Here is a 20,295-nt window from a genome sequence, read left to right as displayed (position 1 = left end):
ATGGGCGACAGTATCCTTTCTCAGGCGGAGATCGACGCATTACTCAACGGCGACAGCTCAGGCGATGAACCTGCGGCGATGGTCGGCAACGAGAGCGAGGTCAAGCCTTACGATCCCAATACCCAACGCCGGGTGGTGCGTGAACGTCTGCAGGCGCTGGAAATCATTAACGAACGTTTTGCCCGTCAGTTCCGCATGGGGCTGTTTAACCTGCTGCGCCGCAGCCCGGACATTACCGTCGGCCCGATCAAGATCCAGCCGTATCACGAATTCGCCCGCAACCTGCCGGTGCCGACCAACCTGAATCTGGTGCATCTGAATCCGCTGCGCGGCACCGCGCTGTTCGTGTTCGCCCCCAGCCTGGTGTTTATCGCCGTCGATAACCTGTTCGGCGGCGACGGCCGCTTCCCGACCAAAGTGGAAGGCCGCGAGTTTACCCCGACCGAACAGCGGGTGATCCGGCGCATGCTGCGGCTGGCGCTGGACGCCTACGGCGACGCCTGGAGCGCGATTTATAAGGTGGACGTGGAATACGTCCGCGCCGAGATGCAGGTGAAATTCACCAATATCACCACCTCGCCGAACGATATCGTGGTCACCACGCCGTTCCAGGTGGAGATCGGCGCGCTGACCGGCGAATTCAACATCTGCATCCCCTTCTCGATGATTGAGCCGCTGCGCGAACTGCTGACTAATCCGCCGCTGGAGAATTCACGTCAGGAGGACAACCGCTGGCGCGAAACGCTGGCGAAGCAGGTGCAACACTCTGAACTGGAGCTGATCGCCAACTTTGTCGACATCCCGATGCGGCTGTCGAAGGTGCTGAAGCTGCAGCCCGGCGATGTCTTGCCGATCGACAAACCGGAACGCCTGATCGCTCATGTCGACGGCGTGCCGGTGCTGACCAGCCAATACGGCACCCTGAACGGGCAATATGCCCTGCGTGTTGAACATTTGATTAACCCTATTTTGCATGCTCTGAGTGAGGAACGGCCCAATGAGTGACCCGAAACAACCGTCTGGCGAAGAAAAGGAATCCGCCGACTCCCTGTGGGCTGACGCGTTTAACGAACAACAGGCGGCGGAAAAGCCGGGCGTCACCACCGAAGGCGTGTTCAAAACGCTGGAGGCGCAGGATGCCATCGGCAGTCTGCAGGACATCGACCTGATTCTGGATATTCCTGTCAAACTGACGGTGGAGCTAGGCCGCACCAAAATGACCATCAAAGAGCTGCTGCGCCTGTCGCAGGGTTCCGTGGTGGCGCTGGACGGGCTGGCCGGCGAGCCGCTGGATATTCTGATCAACGGTTATCTGATCGCCCAGGGCGAAGTGGTGGTGGTGGCCGATAAGTTCGGCGTCCGCATCACCGATATCATCACCCCGTCCGAACGCATGCGGCGCCTGAGCCGATGAGCGCGACCGTGCAGACCCACACCAGCCAGCCTGCCGAACCAGTCTTGCCGGCCGGTTCGGTGCTGACTCAGGTCAGCAGCGCGCTCGGCGGCGTGCTGCTGCTGATCGTGCTGGCGGGCTGGCTGTTTCGCCGCCTGGGTTTTACGCCGCAAAAACGCCGCGGCGCGCTGCTGAATCTGCGCGCCAGCTGCCAGGTCGGCCAGCGCGAACGCGTGGTGGTGGTGGAAGTGGACAACACCTGGCTGGTGCTGGGCGTCACCGCGCAGCACATCACCCCGCTGCATACCCTGAGCGCGCCGCCGGCCGCGCCTGATGCCGCCAGCGCCACGCCGCCGGCGGATTTTCGCCAGTTGATACGCAATGTCCTGCAACGCCCGGAAAAATCGGCATGAATGCACCCCAACGCCCTTCCTGCGCGTCGCCGACGCGCCTCACCCGTCTGAGCCGCTGCTGTGCGCCGGCGCTCACCGCCCTGCTGCTGATCAGCCCGCCGGCGCTGGCGCAACTGCCGGGCCTTATCAGCCAGCCGCTCGCCGGCGGCGGCCAGAGCTGGTCGCTGTCGGTGCAGACGCTGGTGCTACTGACTTCGCTGACTTTCCTGCCGGCGATGCTGCTGATGATGACCAGCTTTACCCGCATCATTATCGTGCTCGGCCTGCTGCGCAACGCGCTGGGCACCCCCACCGCGCCGCCGAATCAGGTGATGCTGGGACTGACGCTGTTTCTGACCTTCTTTATTATGTCGCCGGTATTCGACAAGGTGTATCAGGACGCCTACCTGCCGTTCAGCCAGGACAAGATCGCGCTCGACGCCGCCATGGAAAAAGGCGCGCAGCCGCTGCGCGAATTTATGCTGCGCCAGACGCGGGAGAGCGATCTGGCGCTGTATGCCCGGCTGGCCAATCAGCCGCCGCTGGCCGGCCCGGAAGCGGTGCCGATGCGCATCCTGCTGCCGGCGTACGTCACCAGCGAGTTAAAAACCGCCTTCCAGATTGGCTTTACGGTGTTTATCCCCTTTCTGATTATCGATCTGGTGGTGGCCAGCGTGTTGATGGCGCTGGGGATGATGATGGTGCCGCCGGCCACCATCTCGCTGCCGTTCAAACTGATGCTGTTTGTGCTGGTCGACGGCTGGCAGCTGCTGCTGGGTTCGCTGGCGCAGAGCTTTTATTCCTGACCCCGTCCCCTCCGGCGCTCAGCGCCGCACTATGCGGAGAGAAACGCAATGACTCCTGAATCGGTAATGGCGCTGGGCGTCGAAGCGATGAAAGTCGCGCTGGCGCTGGCCGCCCCGCTGCTGCTGGCGGCGCTGGTCAGCGGCCTGGTGGTCAGCCTCATGCAGGCGGCGACCCAGATCAACGAAATGACGCTGTCTTTTATCCCGAAAATCCTGGCGGTGGTCGCCACCATCATTATCGCCGGCCCGTGGATGCTCAACCTGCTGCTGGACTATATGCGCACGCTGTTTGGCAATCTGCCCAACATTATCGGTTAACCATGCTCAACCTCGACAGCTCGCAGTTCACCCTCTGGCTCAGCCACTATTTCTGGCCGCTGCTGCGTATTCTGGCGCTGATCGCCACCGCCCCGCTGCTGAGCGAAAAGCAAATCAGTAAAAAAGTGAAGCTGGGGCTGGGCGGGCTGATCGTCATGCTGATTGCGCCGACGCTGCCGGCCAGCGAGATACCGATTTTCTCCGCCGCCGGCCTGTGGCTGGCGCTGCAGCAAATCCTGATCGGCGTGGCGCTCGGCCTGACCATGCAGTTCGCCTTTGCCGCGGTGCGCACCGCCGGCGAAGTGATCGGCATGCAGATGGGCCTGTCGTTCGCCACCTTCTTCGATCCCTCCGGCGGGCCGAATATGCCGGTGCTGGCGCGCTTGCTCAATCTGCTGGCGATGCTGCTGTTTTTATCCTTCGACGGTCATCTGTGGCTGATCTCGCTGCTGGCGGACAGTTTCCACACCTTGCCGATCGGCACTCGGCCCCTTAACGGCAACGGCTTCCTGGCGCTGACTCAGGCCGGTTCGCTGATCTTTATCAACGGCGTGATGCTGGCGCTGCCGCTGATCTGCCTGCTGCTGACGCTGAACCTGTCGCTGGGGCTGCTCAACCGCGTCACGCCGCAGCTGTCGGTATTCGTGATCGGCTTCCCCGTCACCATGACCATCGGCATCCTGACGCTCGGCATGATGATGCCGATGCTGGCGCCGTTTTGTGAACATCTGTTCGGCGAAGTGTTTAACCGGCTGGCGGATGTGCTCAGCGGCATGCGCAGTTAGCCCGCCGATTCCGCGCATAAAAAAAGCCCGTTGCTCCAAACCTTAGTGGGAAAAAGAGCAACGGGCCAAACGACTGCGCCCGGTTTGTAAGGGAATGGTCGCCCCGCGTCAGCACGGGACGTTCCCTTTCGCGCAGCCAAATCGGCATGCGCCGCCAACCGGCGGCGCACAATGGTCAGCGTTAGCGATTCATCTGAAACAACGACATGCCCTGCATATCGCCGAAGGTCTTATACGAAGCCTGCAGCGCGGCCTGCTGCTGGAAATAAGACGAGATAGCCTCGACAACGTCCACGTCGACCAGCGCGCTCATCTGGACCTGATTGTTCGTATCACGGACTTTGCCGATATTATCCAGCGTCTCAATTTCCTGCATCTGCGTACCCAGCTTGGAATTGACCGTCAGCACGTTGTTGTAAGCGTTATCCAGACCGCGCTGCGCCTTGTCCAAATCCGCCTGTACCTGTTGACGCGTCGCGTCGTCGGCGTCCTGCAGCGGGGTATTGAGCGCCTTGAGCGCCAGATCGATACTGTCAAACACGTTGCTCACCGGCGCGCTGCCGTCCGGCTCCGGCTTCGGGTTGCTGGTCAGCGACATAAAGATCGCATCACCGGTATAGCCGACGGTCATGGTGCGGTTGGCGTCAACCTTCTGCTCAATCGCCCGGCTGCTGCCCTGATACACCACCTTGCCGTCGTCCTGCTGGACAAACGGCGGCTGGTCGTCCTTAAAACCGCCGAACATATAGCGGCCGTTGCCGTCCGAGTTGTTCGCCTGGCCCAGCAGCTGATCTTTCAGCCCCTGCAGCTGAGTCGCCAGCGAGGCGCGGTCGTTATCGCTCAGCACGCCGTCGCCGGCGTTAACCAGCAGGCCTTTCATATCCTTGATGCTGCCGGCGGCGCTGGCGGTCACTTTCTCCGCCATGGTGATACTTTGCAGGGCGAACTGACGCGCCAGCGCATACTGGCTGTTTTCCGACTGGGACTGCGTCAGCATCACCGCCTGCGAGGCCGCCAGCGGATCGTCGGACGGCGTCAACACCCGGGTGCCGCTGGACAGATGCTGGGCGGACTTCATCCACAAAGACTGCCGGTCGGTCAGGCTCTGCATGTTTTGCTGATACATCATGCTGGTGCTCATACGCATAGTCTGGGTTCCTCAATCAACGGATGGACAGGAGAGCATCGAACATCGAGCTGGCGGTCTGAATCACCTGCGCGTTCGCCATGTAATACTGCTGGAAACGCAGCAGTTCGCCGTACTCCTCGTCCAGGTTGACGCCGGATACCGACTGCTGTTGTTCCGTCAGCTGCTTGACGATATTGCCCTGCGCAACGCTGTTGGTTTTTGCCGTGGCGGTCTGGTTGCCGACGTTGCTGACCAGGCTGGCATAGGCGCCGCTCAGCGTGGCCTTGCCGTCCACCAGCTTTTGCGTCTGCAGGCCGCTCAGCTTTTTCACGTTGTCGTTATCGCCGCTACCGCCGTCCTCGCTGCCGGCGGCGGCCAGCTTGCCGGCGTCGCTAATCACCACCTTCAGGTTGCCGGCCACATCGCTGACGGGCTTGACGGTGAAGCTGTCGTTCTTATTGGCCGTGCCGTCGATGCCGACCCGCAGTCCTTCAAATTCCAGCGTCGGTTTACCGTCAGCGTCGGTGCCGGGGGTGGCGTTCACTTTGACGTTGTCCGACAGGCGCGTCACCTGCCAGTTGCTGCCGTCAAACTCGACGCGGTAATCGCTGGCCTGCACTTTGCCGGTATCGGTATAGCTCACGCTCAGTTCGGCGTCGCCGCTGTTGCGACTGTTTCCCACCACCCGGCCGCCGCTGAAGCTGAAGAAATCGCCGCCCGGTTCGCCATGAATATCAAAACCGGCGCGGTGCTGCTGGTTAAAGCTGTCGGCCAGCGCCAGCACCATCTGCCCCAGCTGGTTGCGTGCCCCGTCCAGCGCCTCACTGCGGAACTTCAGCACGCCGCTGACGCTGCCGCCGGTAATCTGCCCGGTCGGGATCTCGCTGGCGCCGTTACCGCGGTTATAGCCCAGCGTCAGCCGCGCCGGATCCTCGCTGGAGGGAACAGCCTCCACCTGATAGGTATTACTGCCCTGCACCAGCGTCAGGCCGTTGGCGAAAGAGACGGTGTACGTGTCGCCGTCCTGCTGCGTCACCTGCACATTGACGATTTGGTTCAGCTCGGTCACCAGTTGGTCGCGCTGATCGAGCAGAGCGTTGGGTTCGCTGCCGCTGCTGCCGCGCAGGCGGGTGATTTCATCATTCAGTCGGGCAATCTGCTGGCTGTAGTTATTAATTTGTACCGCGCTTTCGCTCAGTTGCTGATTGACGCCGGCATCCAGATCGCGCAGATATTTATCGGCATTACCGATCTGGTTCACCAGGCCGTTGGCCTTGCCCAGCACGGTGTTGCGCGACGCGTCATCACCGGCGTTATTGACCACGTTCTGCAGGCTGGTGAAAAAATCCTGCATATTGGTCGACACGTTGTTGGTTTTGTCCGCCAGCAGGTTATCTATCTGCGAAATTTTTTCATAATAGGCGCTGTGGGCGCCGGCCTGGCTCTGCGCGCCACGCAGCTGATTGGTGATGAACTGGTTATATTCACGGTTCACGCTGGTGACCGTGACGCCGTTGCCGATAAAGCCGGCCATGGTGCCCATACCGCCGTTCTGCGCCAGAATGGCGGTCTGACGGTTGTAGCCGGCCACGTTGTAGTTGGAAATATTATTACTGACGGTGCTCAGCGCCACCTGCGCCGCATTCAGGCCGCTCATCGCGGTATTGATTAAGCTATTGGACATAGAGATTCCTTGTGCTGCGGCGCCGGAGGCCCACAGGGTTTCATCAGGTTGCTGAACGACGCCGCCCAGCCTGTCTGGGTTATCGGCCGGGCGGCGAAGAACTTGAGGGAAAACTCACGGCGGCGCGGCATGTGGAAAATACGTGACAGGGTTGGTGAATCGCTATTAAAAGCCTATTGCCAGGATACTTTGCCGGCAGACGTGACATTTAATCTGACACATCGCCGGGCATGGTGATCAGAACAGATCCTGCAAATCGTGGCTGTAGGCCTTCGCCACCTGCTCACCGGCGCTTCTCATCTGCGCAATCACGCTGACCAGTTTGCGGGCATAGTGCGGATCGGTGGCATAACCCGCCTGCTGCAGCGCATGCGCCGCCTGTTCCGGCGTGCGGGCGGCGGCGACGCCGGCGTAACGCGGGTTGCCGGTCAGCAGTTTGACGTAGTCGGCGATCGCCTCCACGTAGGAGCCGTACACGCGGAAACGCGCCTTGATCTTCTTCGCCGCCCCCTGTTCAAACTCGGTAGTGGTAATTTCCGTCACCGGCCCGCGCCAGCCGCTGCCCGCCTTGATGCCAAACAGGTTATGGCTCGGCGAACCGTCGGCGGCCGGGATTTCACGCCGTCCCCAGCCGGATTCCAGCGCCGCCTGCGCCACGATCAGCTGATGGGGAATACCGCTCTGCTGGCTGGCAAGGCGCGCCGGCGTTGACAGCCGGGCGACAAAGTTGCCGTTGTTCAGCGGTGCAGAATTCCCCGGCACCGACGGCATTGGCGGCAGCGCGCGCCGCACCAGTTGCTCCAACGCCTGACGCGGCAGAGCCTGCAGCCTGTCGCCGTCCAACGCCATCGGCACCGTGCCGGCCGTTTCGCTCGGTGGCCTGCCGGCGCTGCCGAGCTGGCGCACCATCATATCCGCCAGCCCCAGCCCCTTCTGCGACATCTGCTGGGCGATCTGCTGATCGTACAGCGAGGTATACAGCCGGGTCTGGTCGCTGCTCAGCATGCCGTCTTTCGGCAGCGCCGCGCGCATGCTTTTCAGCATCATCTGCACGAACATGCCCTCCACCTGGCGGGCCACCTGCTTCAGGTTGCCCTGCGGGTCAGCGGCGGCGGCGCTTTTCAGCCCGTTCAGCGCCTGGGCGTCGTAGGCCGCGCCGGCCATACTGGTGACGTCTCTGCTCATCAGATAATTTCCAGTTTGGCGCGCAGGCAGCCGGCGCTCTGCATCGCCTGCAGGATGGACATCAGGTCGATCGGCGTCGCACCCAGCGCATTCAGCGCGCGGACTACGTTATTCAGATTGGCGCTGGCGTTGACCTTCTGCAGCGAACCGCCCTGCTGCTGCAGCGAGATCTGGGTATTCGGCGTCACCACCGTCTGACCGCCGCCGAACGGCGTATCCGGCTGGCTGACGCTGTTTTGCCGATCCACCACCACCGACAGGTTGCCTTGCGCCACCGCGCAGGAATCCAGCACCACATCACGGTTCATCACCACCGAGCCGGTGCGCGAATTGATGATCACCTTGGCGTCGATCGCGCCGACACGCACATTGATATTCTGAATATCCGCCAGAAAACGCACCTGAGAGCTGTTGCCCTGCGGCACCAGTACCTTGATGGTGCGCGCGTCCAGCGGCGTCGCGGTGCCGTAGCCGCGCTGGCGGTTAATCGCGTCGCTGATCTGCTGCGCCAGCGTAAAGTCTTCATTGTTCAGCTGCAGATTGATTTCGCCGCCCTGACCGAAGGTGGTCGGCAGCTCGCGTTCGATGGTGGCGCCGTTGCTGATGCGCCCGCCCGCCAGGTGGTTGACCTGTACGCTGCTGCCGCCGGCCGCCGCGCCGGCGCCGCCGACCAGCACGTTGCCCTGCGCCAGCGCGTATACCTGGTTATCCACCCCTTTCAGCGGCGTCATCAGCAGCGTGCCGCCACGCAGGCTTTTGGCGTTGCCCATCGAGGAGACCACCACGTCGATATTTTGCCCGACGCGCGAGAACGGCGGCAGCTTGGCCGTCACCATCACCGCCGCCACGTTTTTCAGCTGCATATTGGTGCCCGGCGGCACGGTGATGCCCAGCTGCGACAACATATTGCTCAGGCTTTGGGTGGTGAACGGCGTCTGCATGGTCTGGTCGCCGGAACCGTCCAGCCCCACCACCAGTCCGTAGCCGATCAGCGCATTGTCGCGCACGCCCTGCACCGTCACCAGATCGCGGATCCGCTCCGCCGCGGCCGGCAGGCTGAGGCTCGCCAGCAGCGCGGCAATCAGTAATTTCTTCAGCATCGCGATTCCTTAGTACGGGGAGAGATTGAGGAAGAAGCGCTGCAGCCAGCCCATGGTCTGCGCTTCGTTGATATAACCGTTACCGACGTACTCAATGCGGGCGTCCGCCACCTGGGTCGAGGTCACGGAGTTATTGCCGCTGATGGTGCGCGGGTTCACCACGCCGGAGAAACGAATAAATTCGGTGCCCTGATTGATGGCGATCTGCTTTTCCCCCACCACGTGCAGGTTGCCGTTGGTCAGCAGCTGGTTGACGGTTACGGTAATGGTGCCGTTAAAGGTGTTGTTGGCGTTCGCCCCCCCTTTGCCGCCGAAGCTGCTGTCGCCGGACATTTCCATATCGGCGCGCGCGTTGCCGAACAGCCCGCTGAGGTAGCGCGGTGCGGTGGCGACGCCGAATTTGCTGGCGCCGTTGCGGCTGGCGTTGGCTGACGAGCTCTTGCTGGCGCTGACGTTTTCCTGCAGCACGATGGTCAGGGTATCGCCGATATTGCGCGGCCGCCGGTCTTCAAACAGCGGCTGATAGCCGTAGTTCATCGGCTGTACCGTCTGAAAAATCGAGCCGTTCGGCACCGGCGCGGTGGCCGGCGCCGGCTGCGCGCTGGTGGCCCCGTCGACCAGCGGTTTGTGCGGTATGTAGGCGCAGCCGCTGAGCGCCAACAGCGCCGTGGCGGCCAGCGCGCGTTTGCCCTGCGATGGCCGGCGCGCCGTCAAAAGAGTGGTTAGCACAACAAATATCGCCTTTGTTTACGAGAGAGTTAAGCGGGCGCAGCAGGCTGCGCCCTGATGCGTCCGCATCGGTTACAGCTGCGTCAGTTTCTGCAGCATCTGATCGGAGGTGGACACCGCCTTACTGTTGATTTCATACGCGCGCTGTACCTGAATCATGTTTACCAACTCTTCCGCCACATTGACGTTGGAGGTTTCCACATAGCCCTGATACAGCAGCCCGGCGCCGTTCAGCCCCGGCGTGCTCTCATTCGGCGCGCCGGAGCTTTCAGTTTCCTGGTACAGGTTTTCACCGACGCTCTCCAGACCGCTGTCGTTGATAAAGGTGGTCAGCGTCAGCTGGCCGACCTGCTGCGCCGCCGTCTGCCCCTGCTGGGTCACGCTGACGATGCCGTCGCGCCCCACGGTAATGCTCAGCGCGTTGGCAGGAATGGTGATCGCCGGCTGTACCTGGAAACCGCTGGCGGTCACCAACTGGCCGTTCTGGTCAATCTGGAACGAGCCGTCGCGGGTGTAGGCCTGACTGCCGTCCGGCAGCATTACCTGAAAATAGCCCTGTCCCTTGATCGCCACGTCTTTACTGTTGTTGGTCTGTGACAGATTGCCCTGACTGTGCAGGCGCTCGGTGGCCACCGGCCGCACGCCGGTGCCGATCTGCAGGCCCGACGGCAGCGTGGTCTGCTCGGAGGACTGTGCCCCCGGCTGGCGCATGGTCTGGTACAGCAGGTCTTCAAATACCGCACGCTGGCGCTTGAAGCCGTTGGTGCTGACGTTCGCCAGGTTGTTGGCGATCACGTCCATATTGGTCTGCTGCGCGTCCAGACCGGTTTTGGCAATCCATAATGATGGGATCATGTTGTTTTCCTTAGCTCACTGACAGCAGCGAGTTGGCGCGTTGTGCATTCTCATCCACGCTGTGGATGACCTTCATCTGCATTTCGAAGCGGCGGGCGTTGGCGATCATATCGACCATGGTTTCCGTCGGGTTGACGTTGCTGCCTTCCAGCACGCCGGGCATCACCCGCACCTGCGGGTCGTTCGCCAGCTGGTTGCCGCGCTGCTGCCGGCTTGCCGGCGTCAGATGGAACAGCCCGTCATCGCCGCGCGCCACCTCAGCAGCCTCCGCCTTGACCAGCTTCAGCCGGCCGATCTGCGCGATGGTGTTCGGCGGGTCGCCCGGATTGAGCGCCGAGATGGTGCCGTCGGCGGCGATGGTGATCTCAGACTGCGGCGGCACCTCGATTGGCCCGCCGTCGCCCAGCAGCGGCCGCCCCTGCACCGTCAGCTGCCCTTCGGCGGAAATCTGGATATTGCCGTTGCGGGTGTAGGCTTCGCCGCCATCGGCCAGCCGCAGCGCCAGAAAACCATCCTGCTGCAGCGCGACGTCCAGCGGGCGCGCGGTGTAGTTCAGCGCCCCTTGGCGCATATCGGCGCCCGGCGTCGAGGCGGCGACCAGCGTACGCGTCGGCAGGCTCGGCCCGTCGACCGGCACCGCGCGCAGCGCCGCCAGCTGGGCGCGAAAGCCCGGCGTCGAAACGTTGGCCAGATTGTTGGCGGTGATCGCCTGCTGGTCCAGCGTCTGACGCGCCGCCCCCATCGCGGTATAAATCGCGTGATCCATAGCTTGGTTCCTTTAACCCCGCCGTCAGCGCAGGCTGACCAACGTCTGCAGGATGGAGTCCTGCGTCTTGATGGTCTGCGCGTTCGACTGATAGTTGCGCTGTGCGACGATCATATTGACCAGTTCCTGGCTCAGATCGACATTGGAGGACTCCAGTGCGCCGCTGGTCAGCTTGCCGAAGCCGCCGCCGCCCGCCACGCCGACGCGCGCCTGACCGGAGGCGCCGGTTTCCTGCCACACGTTATCGCCCTGTGACGCCAGCCCTTCCGGATTGGAGAAGTTAGCCAGCACGATCTGCCCCAGCACCTGTTTTTGCTGGTTGGAGTACAGGCCGACCACGGTGCCGTCCTGCTCAATCTGGAAGTTGGTGTATTCGCCGGCGCTGTAGCCGTCCTGCGACACTTTACTCACCGAGTCGCTGCCGACGTTCTGCTGCATGCTGCCGGCAAAGCTGAGGGTGAAGTCCTGCGCCGGCGCGCCGTCTTTGGCCGACATCGGGATCGTCAGGCTGAACGCCGTGGCGCTCGGGTTGCCGTCGGCGTCCAGGGTTTCAGTCAGGGTGCCGCTGGTGTTGAAGTTCAGGCTGCCGGCCTTGTCGGCCGGAGCGCCGTCAACGCTGCCGTCCTGGGTGTAGACATCCCATTTGTTGTCGGCGGTTTTGACGAAATAGGCGTTAATGTTGTGCGCATTGCCCAGCGAGTCGTAGGTGGTAATAACGTTGACGTAGTTATAGGAGTCCGTTTTGCTTGGATCGAAGGTCGTATTTTCCGGCACCTTGTGGGTGGACTTCAGGTTGGCCACCATCGCGCCGGAAGTGGATGCTCTGGCGTTCATCATCCCTTCAGGAATGCTCAGCGGCTGCGGATCCGCCCCCTGCTGAATGGTTGGCGGCGTACCAGCTGCCGGGTAGCCGGTCAGCTGCAGGCCTTGCATATTCACCAGGTTACGGTTTTCATCCAGTTTGAACTGGCCGTTGCGGCTGTAAAAGATGCCGCCGTCGCTGTCCTGCAGGCGGAAGAAACCACTTTCGGTAATGGCGATATCCAGCGCGCGGTTGGTGCTGGTCGGCGTGCCGCCGTTAAAATTTTGCGTAATACCCGCCACTTTTACCCCCAGCCCGACCTGCGAGCCGGCGAACATATCGGCAAAGGATACGCTGCCGGATTTAAACCCGGCGGTGGCGGAGTTGGCGATATTGTTGCCGATAACGTCAAGGTTGGTCGCCGCCGCATTAAGGCCGCTGACTGCCTGAGAAAAAGCCATGTGTAGTCTCCAAAAAACAAATAGGTAAGTTAAAACAGCCGTCGCTGAATCTGGCGCTGCGTGTTATAGGATCTGGCGCACATCTTCCAGCGTGGCGCTGCCCGCCAGGCCGAGATCCAGTTTGGCGCCGTCTGCGCCGCGGGTGACGCCGTTCACCATGGCGAAGCGCAGCGGGTTCGCCACCAACTGTTCACCGTTGCCCTTGGCGTTGATGGCGACGGTATAGGCGCCGTCCGGCGCGTTGCTGCCGTCTTCCAGCTTGCCGTCCCAGGTAAAGGCGTGCACGCCGGCGCCCAGGCTGCCGATCTCGATGGTGCGCACCGCCTTACCGGTGGCGTCACTGATGGTGGCGGTAACGCTGCTGGCGGCGCGTTCCAGCTCGACGCCGAACGGCGTGGTGCTGACCTGACCCTCTTTACTGCCCACCAGGATGTCTTTGCCCGGCACCATTACGCCGTGGCCGATCAGCGCGCTGGCCTGCAGTGACTGGTTGCTGTTGATCTGGCCGGAAATCGATCCCAGCGTGGTGTTGAGTTTTTCGATGCCGCTGACGGTGTTGATCTGCGCCAACTGGGTCGTCAGTTCGTTGTTCTGCATCGGGTTGGTCGGGTCCTGGTTTTTCAACTGCGCCACCAGCAGGGTCAGGAAACTGTTTTGCAGATCCTGGCTGCTGTTGCCGGCCGCGCCGCTTCTGGCGTTGGCGCCGGCGACGGTGTTGTCCAGTGGTTCATTGGTGGTTGCGGCAATGCCCATAAAAAGCTCCGGTTATTGGCCCAGCGTGAGGGTTTTCATCATCATCGACTTGGTGGTATTCAACACCTCGACGTTGGCCTGATAGCTGCGCGAGGCCGAGATGGTGTTGACCATTTCACCGACCACATCGACGTTGGGCATCTTGACGTAGCCGCGGGCGTCCGCCAGCGGGTTGCCCGGCTGATACACCCTGCGCGCCGGCGCCGGGTCCTCCACCACCTGCGCGACGCGTACGCCGCCGGTAGGCTGGCCGGACGCTGAGGCCACCTCGAACACCACCTGTTTGGCGCGGTACGGCTGGCCGTCCGGCCCGGTGACGCTGTCGGCGTTGGCCATGTTGCTGGCACTGACGTTCAGCCGCTGCGACTGCGCGCTCAGCGCCGAACCGGAAATATCAAAAATGTTCAGTAGTGACATACGCCTTATCCTTGAATCACCGACAGCATGCCTTTGATCTGACCGGTAAGCAGCGTCAGATCGGCTTGGTATTTCAGGCTGTTATCGGCAAAGTTGGTGCGTTCGCGATCCATATCCACCGTGTTGCCGTCGCTCGCCGGCTGGTCCGGCACCCGGTATAACAGCTCCAGCTGCGGCGGCTGCAGGTTCTGCGCCGGAATATGACGCGCCGAGGTCAGGCTGAGCGCCACGCCGCTGCCGCCGGGGCGGCCCTGCGCCATCACCTTGTTCAGTTGGCTGGCAAAATCAATATCCCGGGCCTGATAACCCGGCGTGTCGGCGTTGGCGATATTGCCCGCCAGGATCTCCTGGCGCTGCGCGCGCAGGTTCAGCGCCTCCTGCCCGAAACGCAGGCTGGCGTCCAGTTTGTCGAGCATGCTCCCTCACGAGGTTAGAATTTGGAGCCGACAGCATAAACGCCGCCATTGCCAACCTATCGCCAGAATAAACGTCAAATGCGTCGCTATTTGCCCGCTTAACCGGCGCGGACTCCGGGTACACTGGACGCCATCAGACAGGTCGCCGCGGCGGCGCGTGCGACGCTAACCTCCGGGAGGCCGGGATTGCGATTATTACTCATACTGCTGGCGCTGCTGCCGGGCCTGCCGGCCTATGCCGACGATCTCGCCGGGCAAATCGACCGTTTTATCCAGGCGCAGTTTGCCAACAGCCCGGTGACGGTCAACGTCGAGGTGCGCACGCCGAAGGCGCAATGGCCCGCCTGCGCCACACCGCAGCTGGCGCTGACGCAAAGCGTCCGCCTCTGGGGCGCCGTCACCCTGTCCGCCCGCTGCGGCAATGAACGTCGCTTTATCCAGACGCAGGTTGCAGCGACCGGCCGCTATCTGGTGGCCGCACGCGCGATCCGCGCCGGCCATGCGCTGACGGCGGCAGACGTAAAAGTCATGCGCGGGCGGCTGGATACGCTGCCGCCGCGTGCACTCAGCGACGCTCGCCGCGCCCTCGGCGCCGTCAGCCTGCGCAATATCGGCCGTGCGCAGCCGCTAACCGCCCCGATGCTGCGCCGCCCCTGGCTGGTGAAAGCCGGCCAGCCGGTGCAGGTACGGGTACAGGGCGAAAGTTTTACTATCAGCGGCAACGGTAAGGCGATGAACAACGCCGCCGCCGATGACAACGTGCGGGTGAGAATGACCTCCGGGCGGATCGTCAGCGGCCATGTCGGCGAAGATGGCGAAGTGCGTATCACGTTATAAAGAACGCGATTAAAGGTTTGCGCCGGCCTGCCGATAGTTACACTATCAACGACAGCGGCCGAGCGCGCCGCCCAGAGTAATAACGACTTCCGTCGCCGCAGACGCGCGATGTAGATGGAGATGGGACATGAGTATCGATCGCACCCAACGGCTGCAGGCCATTACCGCCGTGCAGCCCCGAGAAACCTCGGCGGAAACGCCGCTGAAACCGCGTAAAAACGCCCAGGCGGAAAACGGCCAGAGCGGTACGCAGGTCAGGCTCAGCGACGCGCAGGCGCAGCTGATGCAGCCCGGCAGCCAGGATATCGACATGAACCGGGTTGAGGCGATCAAGCAGGCGATTCGCAGCGGCGATCTCACTATGGACGCCGGCAAGATTGCCGACGCGCTGCTGCAGGAAATGCAAAACGACAGCCAGTGGACATCCGGACCGCGCTGAACGTACAGAGAGAAAAGGTAAACAATCACCATGGAAAGTCTGGCACTGCACCTGGACAAGCTACTGGAAACGCTCAGCGAGTTGGAGAGCGTGCTGGCGGAAGAACACGCCCTGCTGTGCGCCGGCACGCTGCCGGGGCCTGCGCTGCAGCGCGTTACCGATGACAAAAGCCAGCTGCTGGCGACGGTCAATCATCTGGAACAGCAGCGACAGCTGTTGGAAAACGGCGGCGGCCCGAAAGCGCCCTATGCCGGCCATGACGGGCTGACTGCGCGCTGGCGGCAGGTTCAGCAGCAAAGCCAGCAATTACGTGAGAAAAATCAGCATAACGGCCTGCTGCTCAGCCGCCATATCGACCACAACGCTCAGGCACTGGCGGTGCTGAACAAACAGAATAAAAACCTGTACGGGCCGGACGGACAGTCGCGCGGCGGCAGCCTGCTGGGGCGCAAAATCGGCGTTTAAATCCAAATCCCTCTTCGCGTCGTCCGGCTGCCCCATAACGCCGGACGAGGTTTACCATTTTGCGCAGCCGTGCGCATTCCTTTGATAAATGCTGCTATATCGTCATTTTTAAATTCATCACGCCCCGCATAATCCCTCTATTCCTCTGTGCCTCCCCCGTTTGACGCGGCATGATGAGCGCGTTGTTAAACCGCTTGAAATATACCCACCAAGGGTATAGATTTCACAGGGAGCGTGAATGACGGATATCTACCTGACCAAAACGTTTCAGGCTTTTGCCGCGCGTGAACGCATCAGCGACGCCACCGTGATCAAAGCCGCCAGAGAAATACGGCATGAAAACTACGAGGCCAACCTCGGCGGCTGCGTGTACAAAAAACGGGTCGCGAAACACGGCGGGGGAAAACGCGGCGGCTACCGCCTGTTAATCGCCTTCCGTGAGGAGAACCGGCTGTTTTTTATGCGCGGGTTCGCCAAAAGCGAGAGGGAGAACCTGAGCCGCGACGAACTGGCTGCATTAAAGTGCCTGGCGGCTCTGTATCTGGATTTCTCGCCTTATAGACTTTATCAGTTGGTTAACAACAAGGAATTAAAGAGGCTGTGTGATGAGCAAAATTCTGTCTGAGATCCACCAGGAAGTGCAGGGACTGCACCAAACGGGCTTCGTCGACGATGTGACAATGCGCACCTTCGATATGCTCTGTTTACACCCGGTTAAACACTACTCGCCCGCCGACATCCGCGCCCTGCGTGAACGTGAAAACGTCAGTCAGCCGGTGTTCGCCCTGCACCTCAACGTCAGTAAAAAAGCGGTGCAAAAGTGGGAGCGCGGCGAGGCAAAACCCAACTCCGCGGCGATGAAGCTGCTGTCGCTGGTTGAACGCAGCGGACTGGCGATCCTCGCCTGAGACATTACTGATAATTGACAATCACCTGGTTGCTGAGCACCCGCAGCGGAGGAAACAGCGCGCCGCGCGTCTGCACAACATAGCTGAAGCGCAGCTCGCTGGCCGCCGGCGCGTCCTGCAACGCCAGCGTAGTGCCGCTGGCGCCTGCGAGCGGTACGCAACGTCCCGGTATGCACAGCTGCACCTGTAAACCAGCCGGCGGCGGTGATGTCAGCAGATAACGCCAGCTGACGCTGACGATGCGCGCCTCATCGCTCGGCAAGACATTCGGCGGCCGCAGCGCGGACGACTGCGTGCTGATACCACCGTGGCTCAGCGTCGCCCCCAGCCCGTCCGCCGCCCAGGAGCCGGAGACCGCCTGCGCCGCCTGAACGCCGAACAACCACAGCAGCAGCCACAGACGCCTCATCAGACGCCGCCGATGGTGGCGGTCATGCGAATTTGGCGCTCATCATTGATTTCCAGATTCGACAGCACCACCAGCTGCGGCAGACCGCGGCGCAGAAAGCGCGACAGCAGCGGCCGCAGCGCGTGATTGACCAGCAACACCGGCGGCGCACTGTGCATTTCCTGACGCTGCAGCGCCTGCTGCGCCTGTTCCAACAGCCTTTCGGCCAGCCCCGGCTCCAGCCCGCCGCCGTTCTGCAGCGCCTGCAGCAACAGACGCTCCAACTGGGTATCCAGGCCAATCACCTGAATTTCACCGTTGCCCGGGAACCACTGCTGGGTTATCGCCCTTCCCAGCGCGACGCGCACCACGGCGGTCAATTCATACGGATCGCTCTGCGTCGGCGCATGCTCTACCAGCGTTTCAATAATGGTGCGCATATCGCGAATCGAAATACGTTCCGCCAGCAGATTTTGCAGCACCTTGTGCAGCGTGGTCAGCGAGACCACGCCGGGCACAAAGTCCTCGGTGAGCTTCGGCATATCCTGCGTCACGCGGTCCAGCAGTTGCTGCGCCTCCTGACGGCCAAACAGGTCGCTGGCGAACTGGCCGATCAGATGATTCAGGTGGGTAGCCACCACGGTGCTGGCCTCCACCACCGTGAAGCCCTGAATTTGCGCCTGCTCACGCAGCGCGCTGTCGATCCACACCGCTTCCAGACCAAAGGCCGGATCGACGGTTTTCTCGCCGGGCAGTTCCCCCGCCGCATTGCCGGGGTTAATCGCCAGCCAGCGCCCCGGATGCGCTTCACCGCTGCCGATTTCCACGCCCTTCATCAGAATACGGTAGCGGGCCGGCGGCAGCTCAAGATTGTCGCGGATATGCACCACCGGCGGCAGGTAGCCCATCTCCTGGGCGAATTTTTTGCGGATGCTGCGGATACGCCCCAGCAGCTCGCCATCCTGCTGGAAGTCCACCATCGGGATCAGCCGGTAGCCCACTTCCATGCCCAGCGGATCTTCCAACTGAACGTCCGACCAGCTGGCCTCCAGCGCCTGCGGGTTGTCCTGCGGCGCGGCCGGTGCTTCCGCCTGACGCGGCGCCTGCTGCTCACGGCCGCGCAGCCACCAGGCCAGCCCCAGCAGCCCGGCGGTAAACAGCAGGAACACCAGATTCGGCATGCCCGGCACCAACCCCAACAGCCCCAGCACCCCGGCGCTGAGCAGCATCACGCGCGGGTTGTTGAACAGCTGGCCGACCATCTGCTCGCCAACGTCCTGATCGGTCGCCACGCGGGTGACGATCACGCCTGCGGCGGTAGAGATCACCAGCGCCGGAATCTGCGCCACCAGCCCGTCGCCGATGGTCAGCAGCGTGTAGCTCTCCGCCGCCGCCCCCAACGGCATACCGTGCTGCACCACGCCGACCAACAGGCCGCCGACCACGTTCAGCACCATAATCATTAGGCCGGCAATCGCATCGCCGCGCACAAATTTACTGGCGCCGTCCATCGAGCCGTAGAAATCCGCCTCCTGCGTCACCTCGGCGCGGCGTTTTTTCGCCTCTTCTTCGCCAATCAGTCCGGCGTTCAGGTCGGCGTCGATCGCCATCTGCTTGCCCGGCATGCCGTCGAGCACAAAACGCGCGCCCACTTCGGCAATCCGCCCGGCCCCCTTGGTGATCACCATAAAGTTAATCAGCACCAGAATAATAAACACCACGATGCCGATGGCGAAGTTGCCGCCGACCAGGAAGTGGCCGAAGGCTTCCACCACCCGTCCCGCCGCCGCAGAGCCGGTATGCCCTTCCATCAGAATGATGCGGGTCGAGGCCACGTTCAGCGACAGGCGCAGCAGGGTCGAGAACAGCAAAATGGTGGGAAATGCGGCGAACTCCAGCGTGCGCTGGGTAAACATCGCCACCAACAGCACCATAATCGACAGTGCGATATTGAAGGTGAACAGCAGATCGAGGATAAACGACGGCAGCGGCAGCACCATCATCGACAGAATCAGCAGAATCAGCACCGGGCCGGCAAGCACCTGCCACTGCGTATCTTTAAAATTCCCCGGCAAACGAAGCAGGGAGGCCAAATTAGCCATCAGCGTTACTTTCTCCAGCAAAATCCAGTGCGTCCGGCACCGGTAAATGTTCAGGTTTTTTCGGGATCAGCCCCCCTTCCCGCTGCCAGCGGCGTAGCTGGTACACCCAGGCCAACACTTCGGCGACCGCGGCATACAGGGTAGTGGGAATATGTTGGCCAATCTCGCTGTGACGGTACAGCGCGCGCGCCAGCGGCGGCGCCTCCAGCAGCGGGATACGGTGTTCTCCCGCCAGTTCGCGGATGCGCAGCGCAATCTCGCCGGCGCCTTTCGCCAGCACCTTCGGCGCGCTCATCTTTTTATCGTTGTACTGCAGCGCCACCGCGTAGTGCGTCGGGTTGGTGACGATCACGTCCGCCTTCGGCACGTCCGCCATCATGCGGCGGCGGGCGGCGGCGCGCTGCTGCTGGCGAATCCGCCCCTTCACGTGCGGATCGCCCTCCTGCTCCTTAAACTCGTCGCGAATATCCTGCTTGGTCATCTTCAGCTTTTTGAAGTGGCTCCACAGCTGATAAAACACGTCGAACGCCACCATCGGCACCAGGCCAAGCACCACCAGCAGGCCGCAGAACACCACCATCTGCAGCGCGTTGGCCATCGCATCCAGCGGCTGCTGCGTCACCAGATGCAGCATCGCCGCCCAGTTGTGCCACAGATACAGACCGGTCACCCAGCCCACCAGCAGCGCTTTAAGCACGCCCTTCAGCAGCTCCGCCAGCACCTGGCTGGAAAAGATGCGTTTCAGGCCGGACAGCGGGTTCAGCCGTTTGAGATCGAACTTGAGTGATTTGGCACTGAACAGCAGCCCTCCCAGCAGCATCGGCGCGGTCAGCGCCACCAGCACCAGCCCCGCCAGCACCGGCAACAGCGCCCACACCGCCTGACGCAGCAACGTGGCCAGCTGGCGCAGCATCTGCTTATCGTTATTCACCATGGCGTGATCGAAATGCAGGCCGCCGGCCAGCATCTGCGACAGCTCTCGGGCCATATTGCTGCCCCCCAGCCACAGACACGCCAACCCCACGATCAGCATCAGCATGGACGTCAGTTCGCGCGAACGCGGGATCTGCCCCTCTTTCCGCGCTTTTTCCAACCGATGGGGCGTGGGGGCCTCGCTTTTTTCCAGATCGCTGTCTTCAGCCACTGCCTGTTCACCGTGCCGGAA

General features: G+C 62.1%; 25 protein-coding genes. 11 read left to right on the top strand and 14 right to left on the bottom strand.

Annotation, left to right across the window (positions count from 1 at the left end; genetic code table 11):
* From fliM to fliR, 6 genes are read left to right on the top strand one after another with little or no spacing between them, the layout of a single operon-like run.
* On the top strand, positions 1-1,005 hold the full coding sequence (gene fliM / locus HF675_RS09735) for a flagellar motor switch protein FliM (protein ID WP_015672814.1): 1,005 nt from the start codon (positions 1-3) through the stop codon (positions 1,003-1,005).
* Positions 998-1,414, top strand: a complete 417-nt coding sequence (gene fliN / locus HF675_RS09730) for a flagellar motor switch protein FliN (protein ID WP_105231574.1) — start codon at positions 998-1,000, stop codon at positions 1,412-1,414. Before fliM ends, fliN begins: the two co-directional genes overlap by 8 nt.
* Positions 1,411-1,806 carry a flagellar biosynthetic protein FliO gene (fliO, locus tag HF675_RS09725; RefSeq protein WP_111736889.1) on the top strand — a complete coding sequence of 132 codons (396 nt, stop codon included), beginning with the start codon at positions 1,411-1,413 and terminating at the stop codon, positions 1,804-1,806. Before fliN ends, fliO begins: the two co-directional genes overlap by 4 nt.
* On the top strand, positions 1,803-2,591 hold the full coding sequence (gene fliP / locus HF675_RS09720; protein WP_232251561.1) for a flagellar type III secretion system pore protein FliP: 789 nt from the start codon (positions 1,803-1,805) through the stop codon (positions 2,589-2,591). The genes fliO and fliP overlap by 4 nt, the downstream gene beginning before the upstream one ends.
* Positions 2,592-2,639: 48 nt before the next feature.
* Complete coding sequence (gene fliQ / locus HF675_RS09715) at positions 2,640-2,909, top strand: flagellar biosynthesis protein FliQ (protein WP_105231576.1); 270 nt, start codon at positions 2,640-2,642, stop codon at positions 2,907-2,909.
* 2 nt (positions 2,910-2,911) lie between these two features.
* The gene (gene fliR, locus HF675_RS09710) at positions 2,912-3,694 is read left to right on the top strand and encodes a flagellar biosynthetic protein FliR (protein WP_105231577.1); all 783 of its coding nucleotides are present in this window, start codon (positions 2,912-2,914) and stop codon (positions 3,692-3,694) included.
* Positions 3,695-3,875: 181 nt separating this feature from the next.
* Here fliR and flgL read toward each other — a convergent pair whose 3' ends face one another.
* From flgL to flgB, 11 genes are all read right to left on the bottom strand, one after another.
* Positions 3,876-4,841 carry a flagellar hook-associated protein FlgL gene (gene flgL / locus HF675_RS09705; protein ID WP_105231578.1) on the bottom strand — a complete coding sequence of 322 codons (966 nt, stop codon included), beginning with the start codon at positions 4,839-4,841 and terminating at the stop codon, positions 3,876-3,878.
* A gap of 16 nt (positions 4,842-4,857) precedes the next feature.
* Positions 4,858-6,507, bottom strand: a complete 1,650-nt coding sequence (flgK, locus tag HF675_RS09700; protein WP_187044509.1) for a flagellar hook-associated protein FlgK — start codon at positions 6,505-6,507, stop codon at positions 4,858-4,860.
* A 237-nt stretch (positions 6,508-6,744) separates the two neighbouring features.
* On the bottom strand, positions 6,745-7,692 hold the full coding sequence (gene flgJ, locus HF675_RS09695) for a flagellar assembly peptidoglycan hydrolase FlgJ (RefSeq protein ID WP_187044508.1): 948 nt from the start codon (positions 7,690-7,692) through the stop codon (positions 6,745-6,747).
* Complete coding sequence (locus HF675_RS09690) at positions 7,692-8,792, bottom strand: flagellar basal body P-ring protein FlgI (RefSeq protein ID WP_187044507.1); 1,101 nt, start codon at positions 8,790-8,792, stop codon at positions 7,692-7,694. The genes flgJ and HF675_RS09690 overlap by 1 nt, the downstream gene beginning before the upstream one ends.
* 9 nt (positions 8,793-8,801) lie before the next feature.
* Positions 8,802-9,506 (bottom strand): flagellar basal body L-ring protein FlgH, encoded by a 705-nt coding sequence (gene flgH / locus HF675_RS09685; RefSeq protein WP_187044722.1) that lies wholly within the window; start codon positions 9,504-9,506, stop codon positions 8,802-8,804.
* Between the two features lie 87 nt (positions 9,507-9,593).
* On the bottom strand, positions 9,594-10,376 hold the full coding sequence (flgG, locus tag HF675_RS09680; protein ID WP_004961475.1) for a flagellar basal-body rod protein FlgG: 783 nt from the start codon (positions 10,374-10,376) through the stop codon (positions 9,594-9,596).
* Between the two features lie 10 nt (positions 10,377-10,386).
* On the bottom strand, positions 10,387-11,142 hold the full coding sequence (locus HF675_RS09675; protein WP_187044506.1) for a flagellar basal body rod protein FlgF: 756 nt from the start codon (positions 11,140-11,142) through the stop codon (positions 10,387-10,389).
* 24 nt (positions 11,143-11,166) lie between these two features.
* The gene (gene flgE, locus HF675_RS09670; RefSeq protein ID WP_105231584.1) at positions 11,167-12,405 is read right to left on the bottom strand and encodes a flagellar hook protein FlgE; all 1,239 of its coding nucleotides are present in this window, start codon (positions 12,403-12,405) and stop codon (positions 11,167-11,169) included.
* 63 nt (positions 12,406-12,468) lie between these two features.
* Positions 12,469-13,158: a flagellar hook assembly protein FlgD gene (flgD, locus tag HF675_RS09665; RefSeq protein ID WP_187044505.1), complete on the bottom strand. Its 690-nt coding sequence runs from the start codon at positions 13,156-13,158 to the stop codon at positions 12,469-12,471.
* Positions 13,159-13,170: 12 nt separating this feature from the next.
* On the bottom strand, positions 13,171-13,575 hold the full coding sequence (flgC, locus tag HF675_RS09660; RefSeq protein ID WP_111736883.1) for a flagellar basal body rod protein FlgC: 405 nt from the start codon (positions 13,573-13,575) through the stop codon (positions 13,171-13,173).
* Between the two features lie 5 nt (positions 13,576-13,580).
* Entirely contained in the window at positions 13,581-13,991 is a 411-nt protein-coding gene (gene flgB, locus HF675_RS09655) for a flagellar basal body rod protein FlgB (RefSeq protein WP_111736882.1), read from the bottom strand.
* A gap of 186 nt (positions 13,992-14,177) precedes the next feature.
* On the opposite strand from flgB, the gene flgA reads away from it, so the two are divergent.
* From flgA to HF675_RS09630, 5 genes are all read left to right on the top strand, one after another.
* Positions 14,178-14,828: a flagellar basal body P-ring formation chaperone FlgA gene (gene flgA, locus HF675_RS09650; protein ID WP_187044504.1), complete on the top strand. Its 651-nt coding sequence runs from the start codon at positions 14,178-14,180 to the stop codon at positions 14,826-14,828.
* 127 nt (positions 14,829-14,955) lie between these two features.
* Positions 14,956-15,267: a flagellar biosynthesis anti-sigma factor FlgM gene (gene flgM / locus HF675_RS09645; protein WP_105231589.1), complete on the top strand. Its 312-nt coding sequence runs from the start codon at positions 14,956-14,958 to the stop codon at positions 15,265-15,267.
* Between the two features lie 30 nt (positions 15,268-15,297).
* Positions 15,298-15,732, top strand: a complete 435-nt coding sequence (locus tag HF675_RS09640) for a flagella synthesis protein FlgN (RefSeq protein ID WP_187044503.1) — start codon at positions 15,298-15,300, stop codon at positions 15,730-15,732.
* 238 nt (positions 15,733-15,970) lie between these two features.
* Positions 15,971-16,357 (top strand): type II toxin-antitoxin system RelE/ParE family toxin, encoded by a 387-nt coding sequence (locus HF675_RS09635; RefSeq protein ID WP_105231591.1) that lies wholly within the window; start codon positions 15,971-15,973, stop codon positions 16,355-16,357.
* Complete coding sequence (locus HF675_RS09630; RefSeq protein ID WP_105231592.1) at positions 16,338-16,640, top strand: DNA-binding transcriptional regulator; 303 nt, start codon at positions 16,338-16,340, stop codon at positions 16,638-16,640. Before HF675_RS09635 ends, HF675_RS09630 begins: the two co-directional genes overlap by 20 nt.
* A gap of 4 nt (positions 16,641-16,644) precedes the next feature.
* On the opposite strand, the gene HF675_RS09625 is transcribed toward HF675_RS09630, so the two are convergent.
* From HF675_RS09625 to flhB, 3 genes are read right to left on the bottom strand one after another with little or no spacing between them, the layout of a single operon-like run.
* On the bottom strand, positions 16,645-17,049 hold the full coding sequence (locus tag HF675_RS09625; RefSeq protein ID WP_111736877.1) for a flagellar protein FlhE: 405 nt from the start codon (positions 17,047-17,049) through the stop codon (positions 16,645-16,647).
* Complete coding sequence (flhA, locus tag HF675_RS09620; RefSeq protein ID WP_187044502.1) at positions 17,049-19,130, bottom strand: flagellar biosynthesis protein FlhA; 2,082 nt, start codon at positions 19,128-19,130, stop codon at positions 17,049-17,051. The genes HF675_RS09625 and flhA overlap by 1 nt, the downstream gene beginning before the upstream one ends.
* Entirely contained in the window at positions 19,123-20,274 is a 1,152-nt protein-coding gene (flhB, locus tag HF675_RS09615; RefSeq protein ID WP_105231595.1) for a flagellar biosynthesis protein FlhB, read from the bottom strand. Before flhB ends, flhA begins: the two co-directional genes overlap by 8 nt.
* Positions 20,275-20,295: the final 21 nt, after the last annotated feature.

This window comes from Serratia sp. JUb9 (assembly GCF_014298095.1).
Classification (GTDB): domain Bacteria; phylum Pseudomonadota; class Gammaproteobacteria; order Enterobacterales; family Enterobacteriaceae; genus Serratia_B; species Serratia_B rhizosphaerae.
Note: the sequence above shows the minus strand (reverse complement) of the source record. Positions and strands in the feature narration are given on the sequence as shown.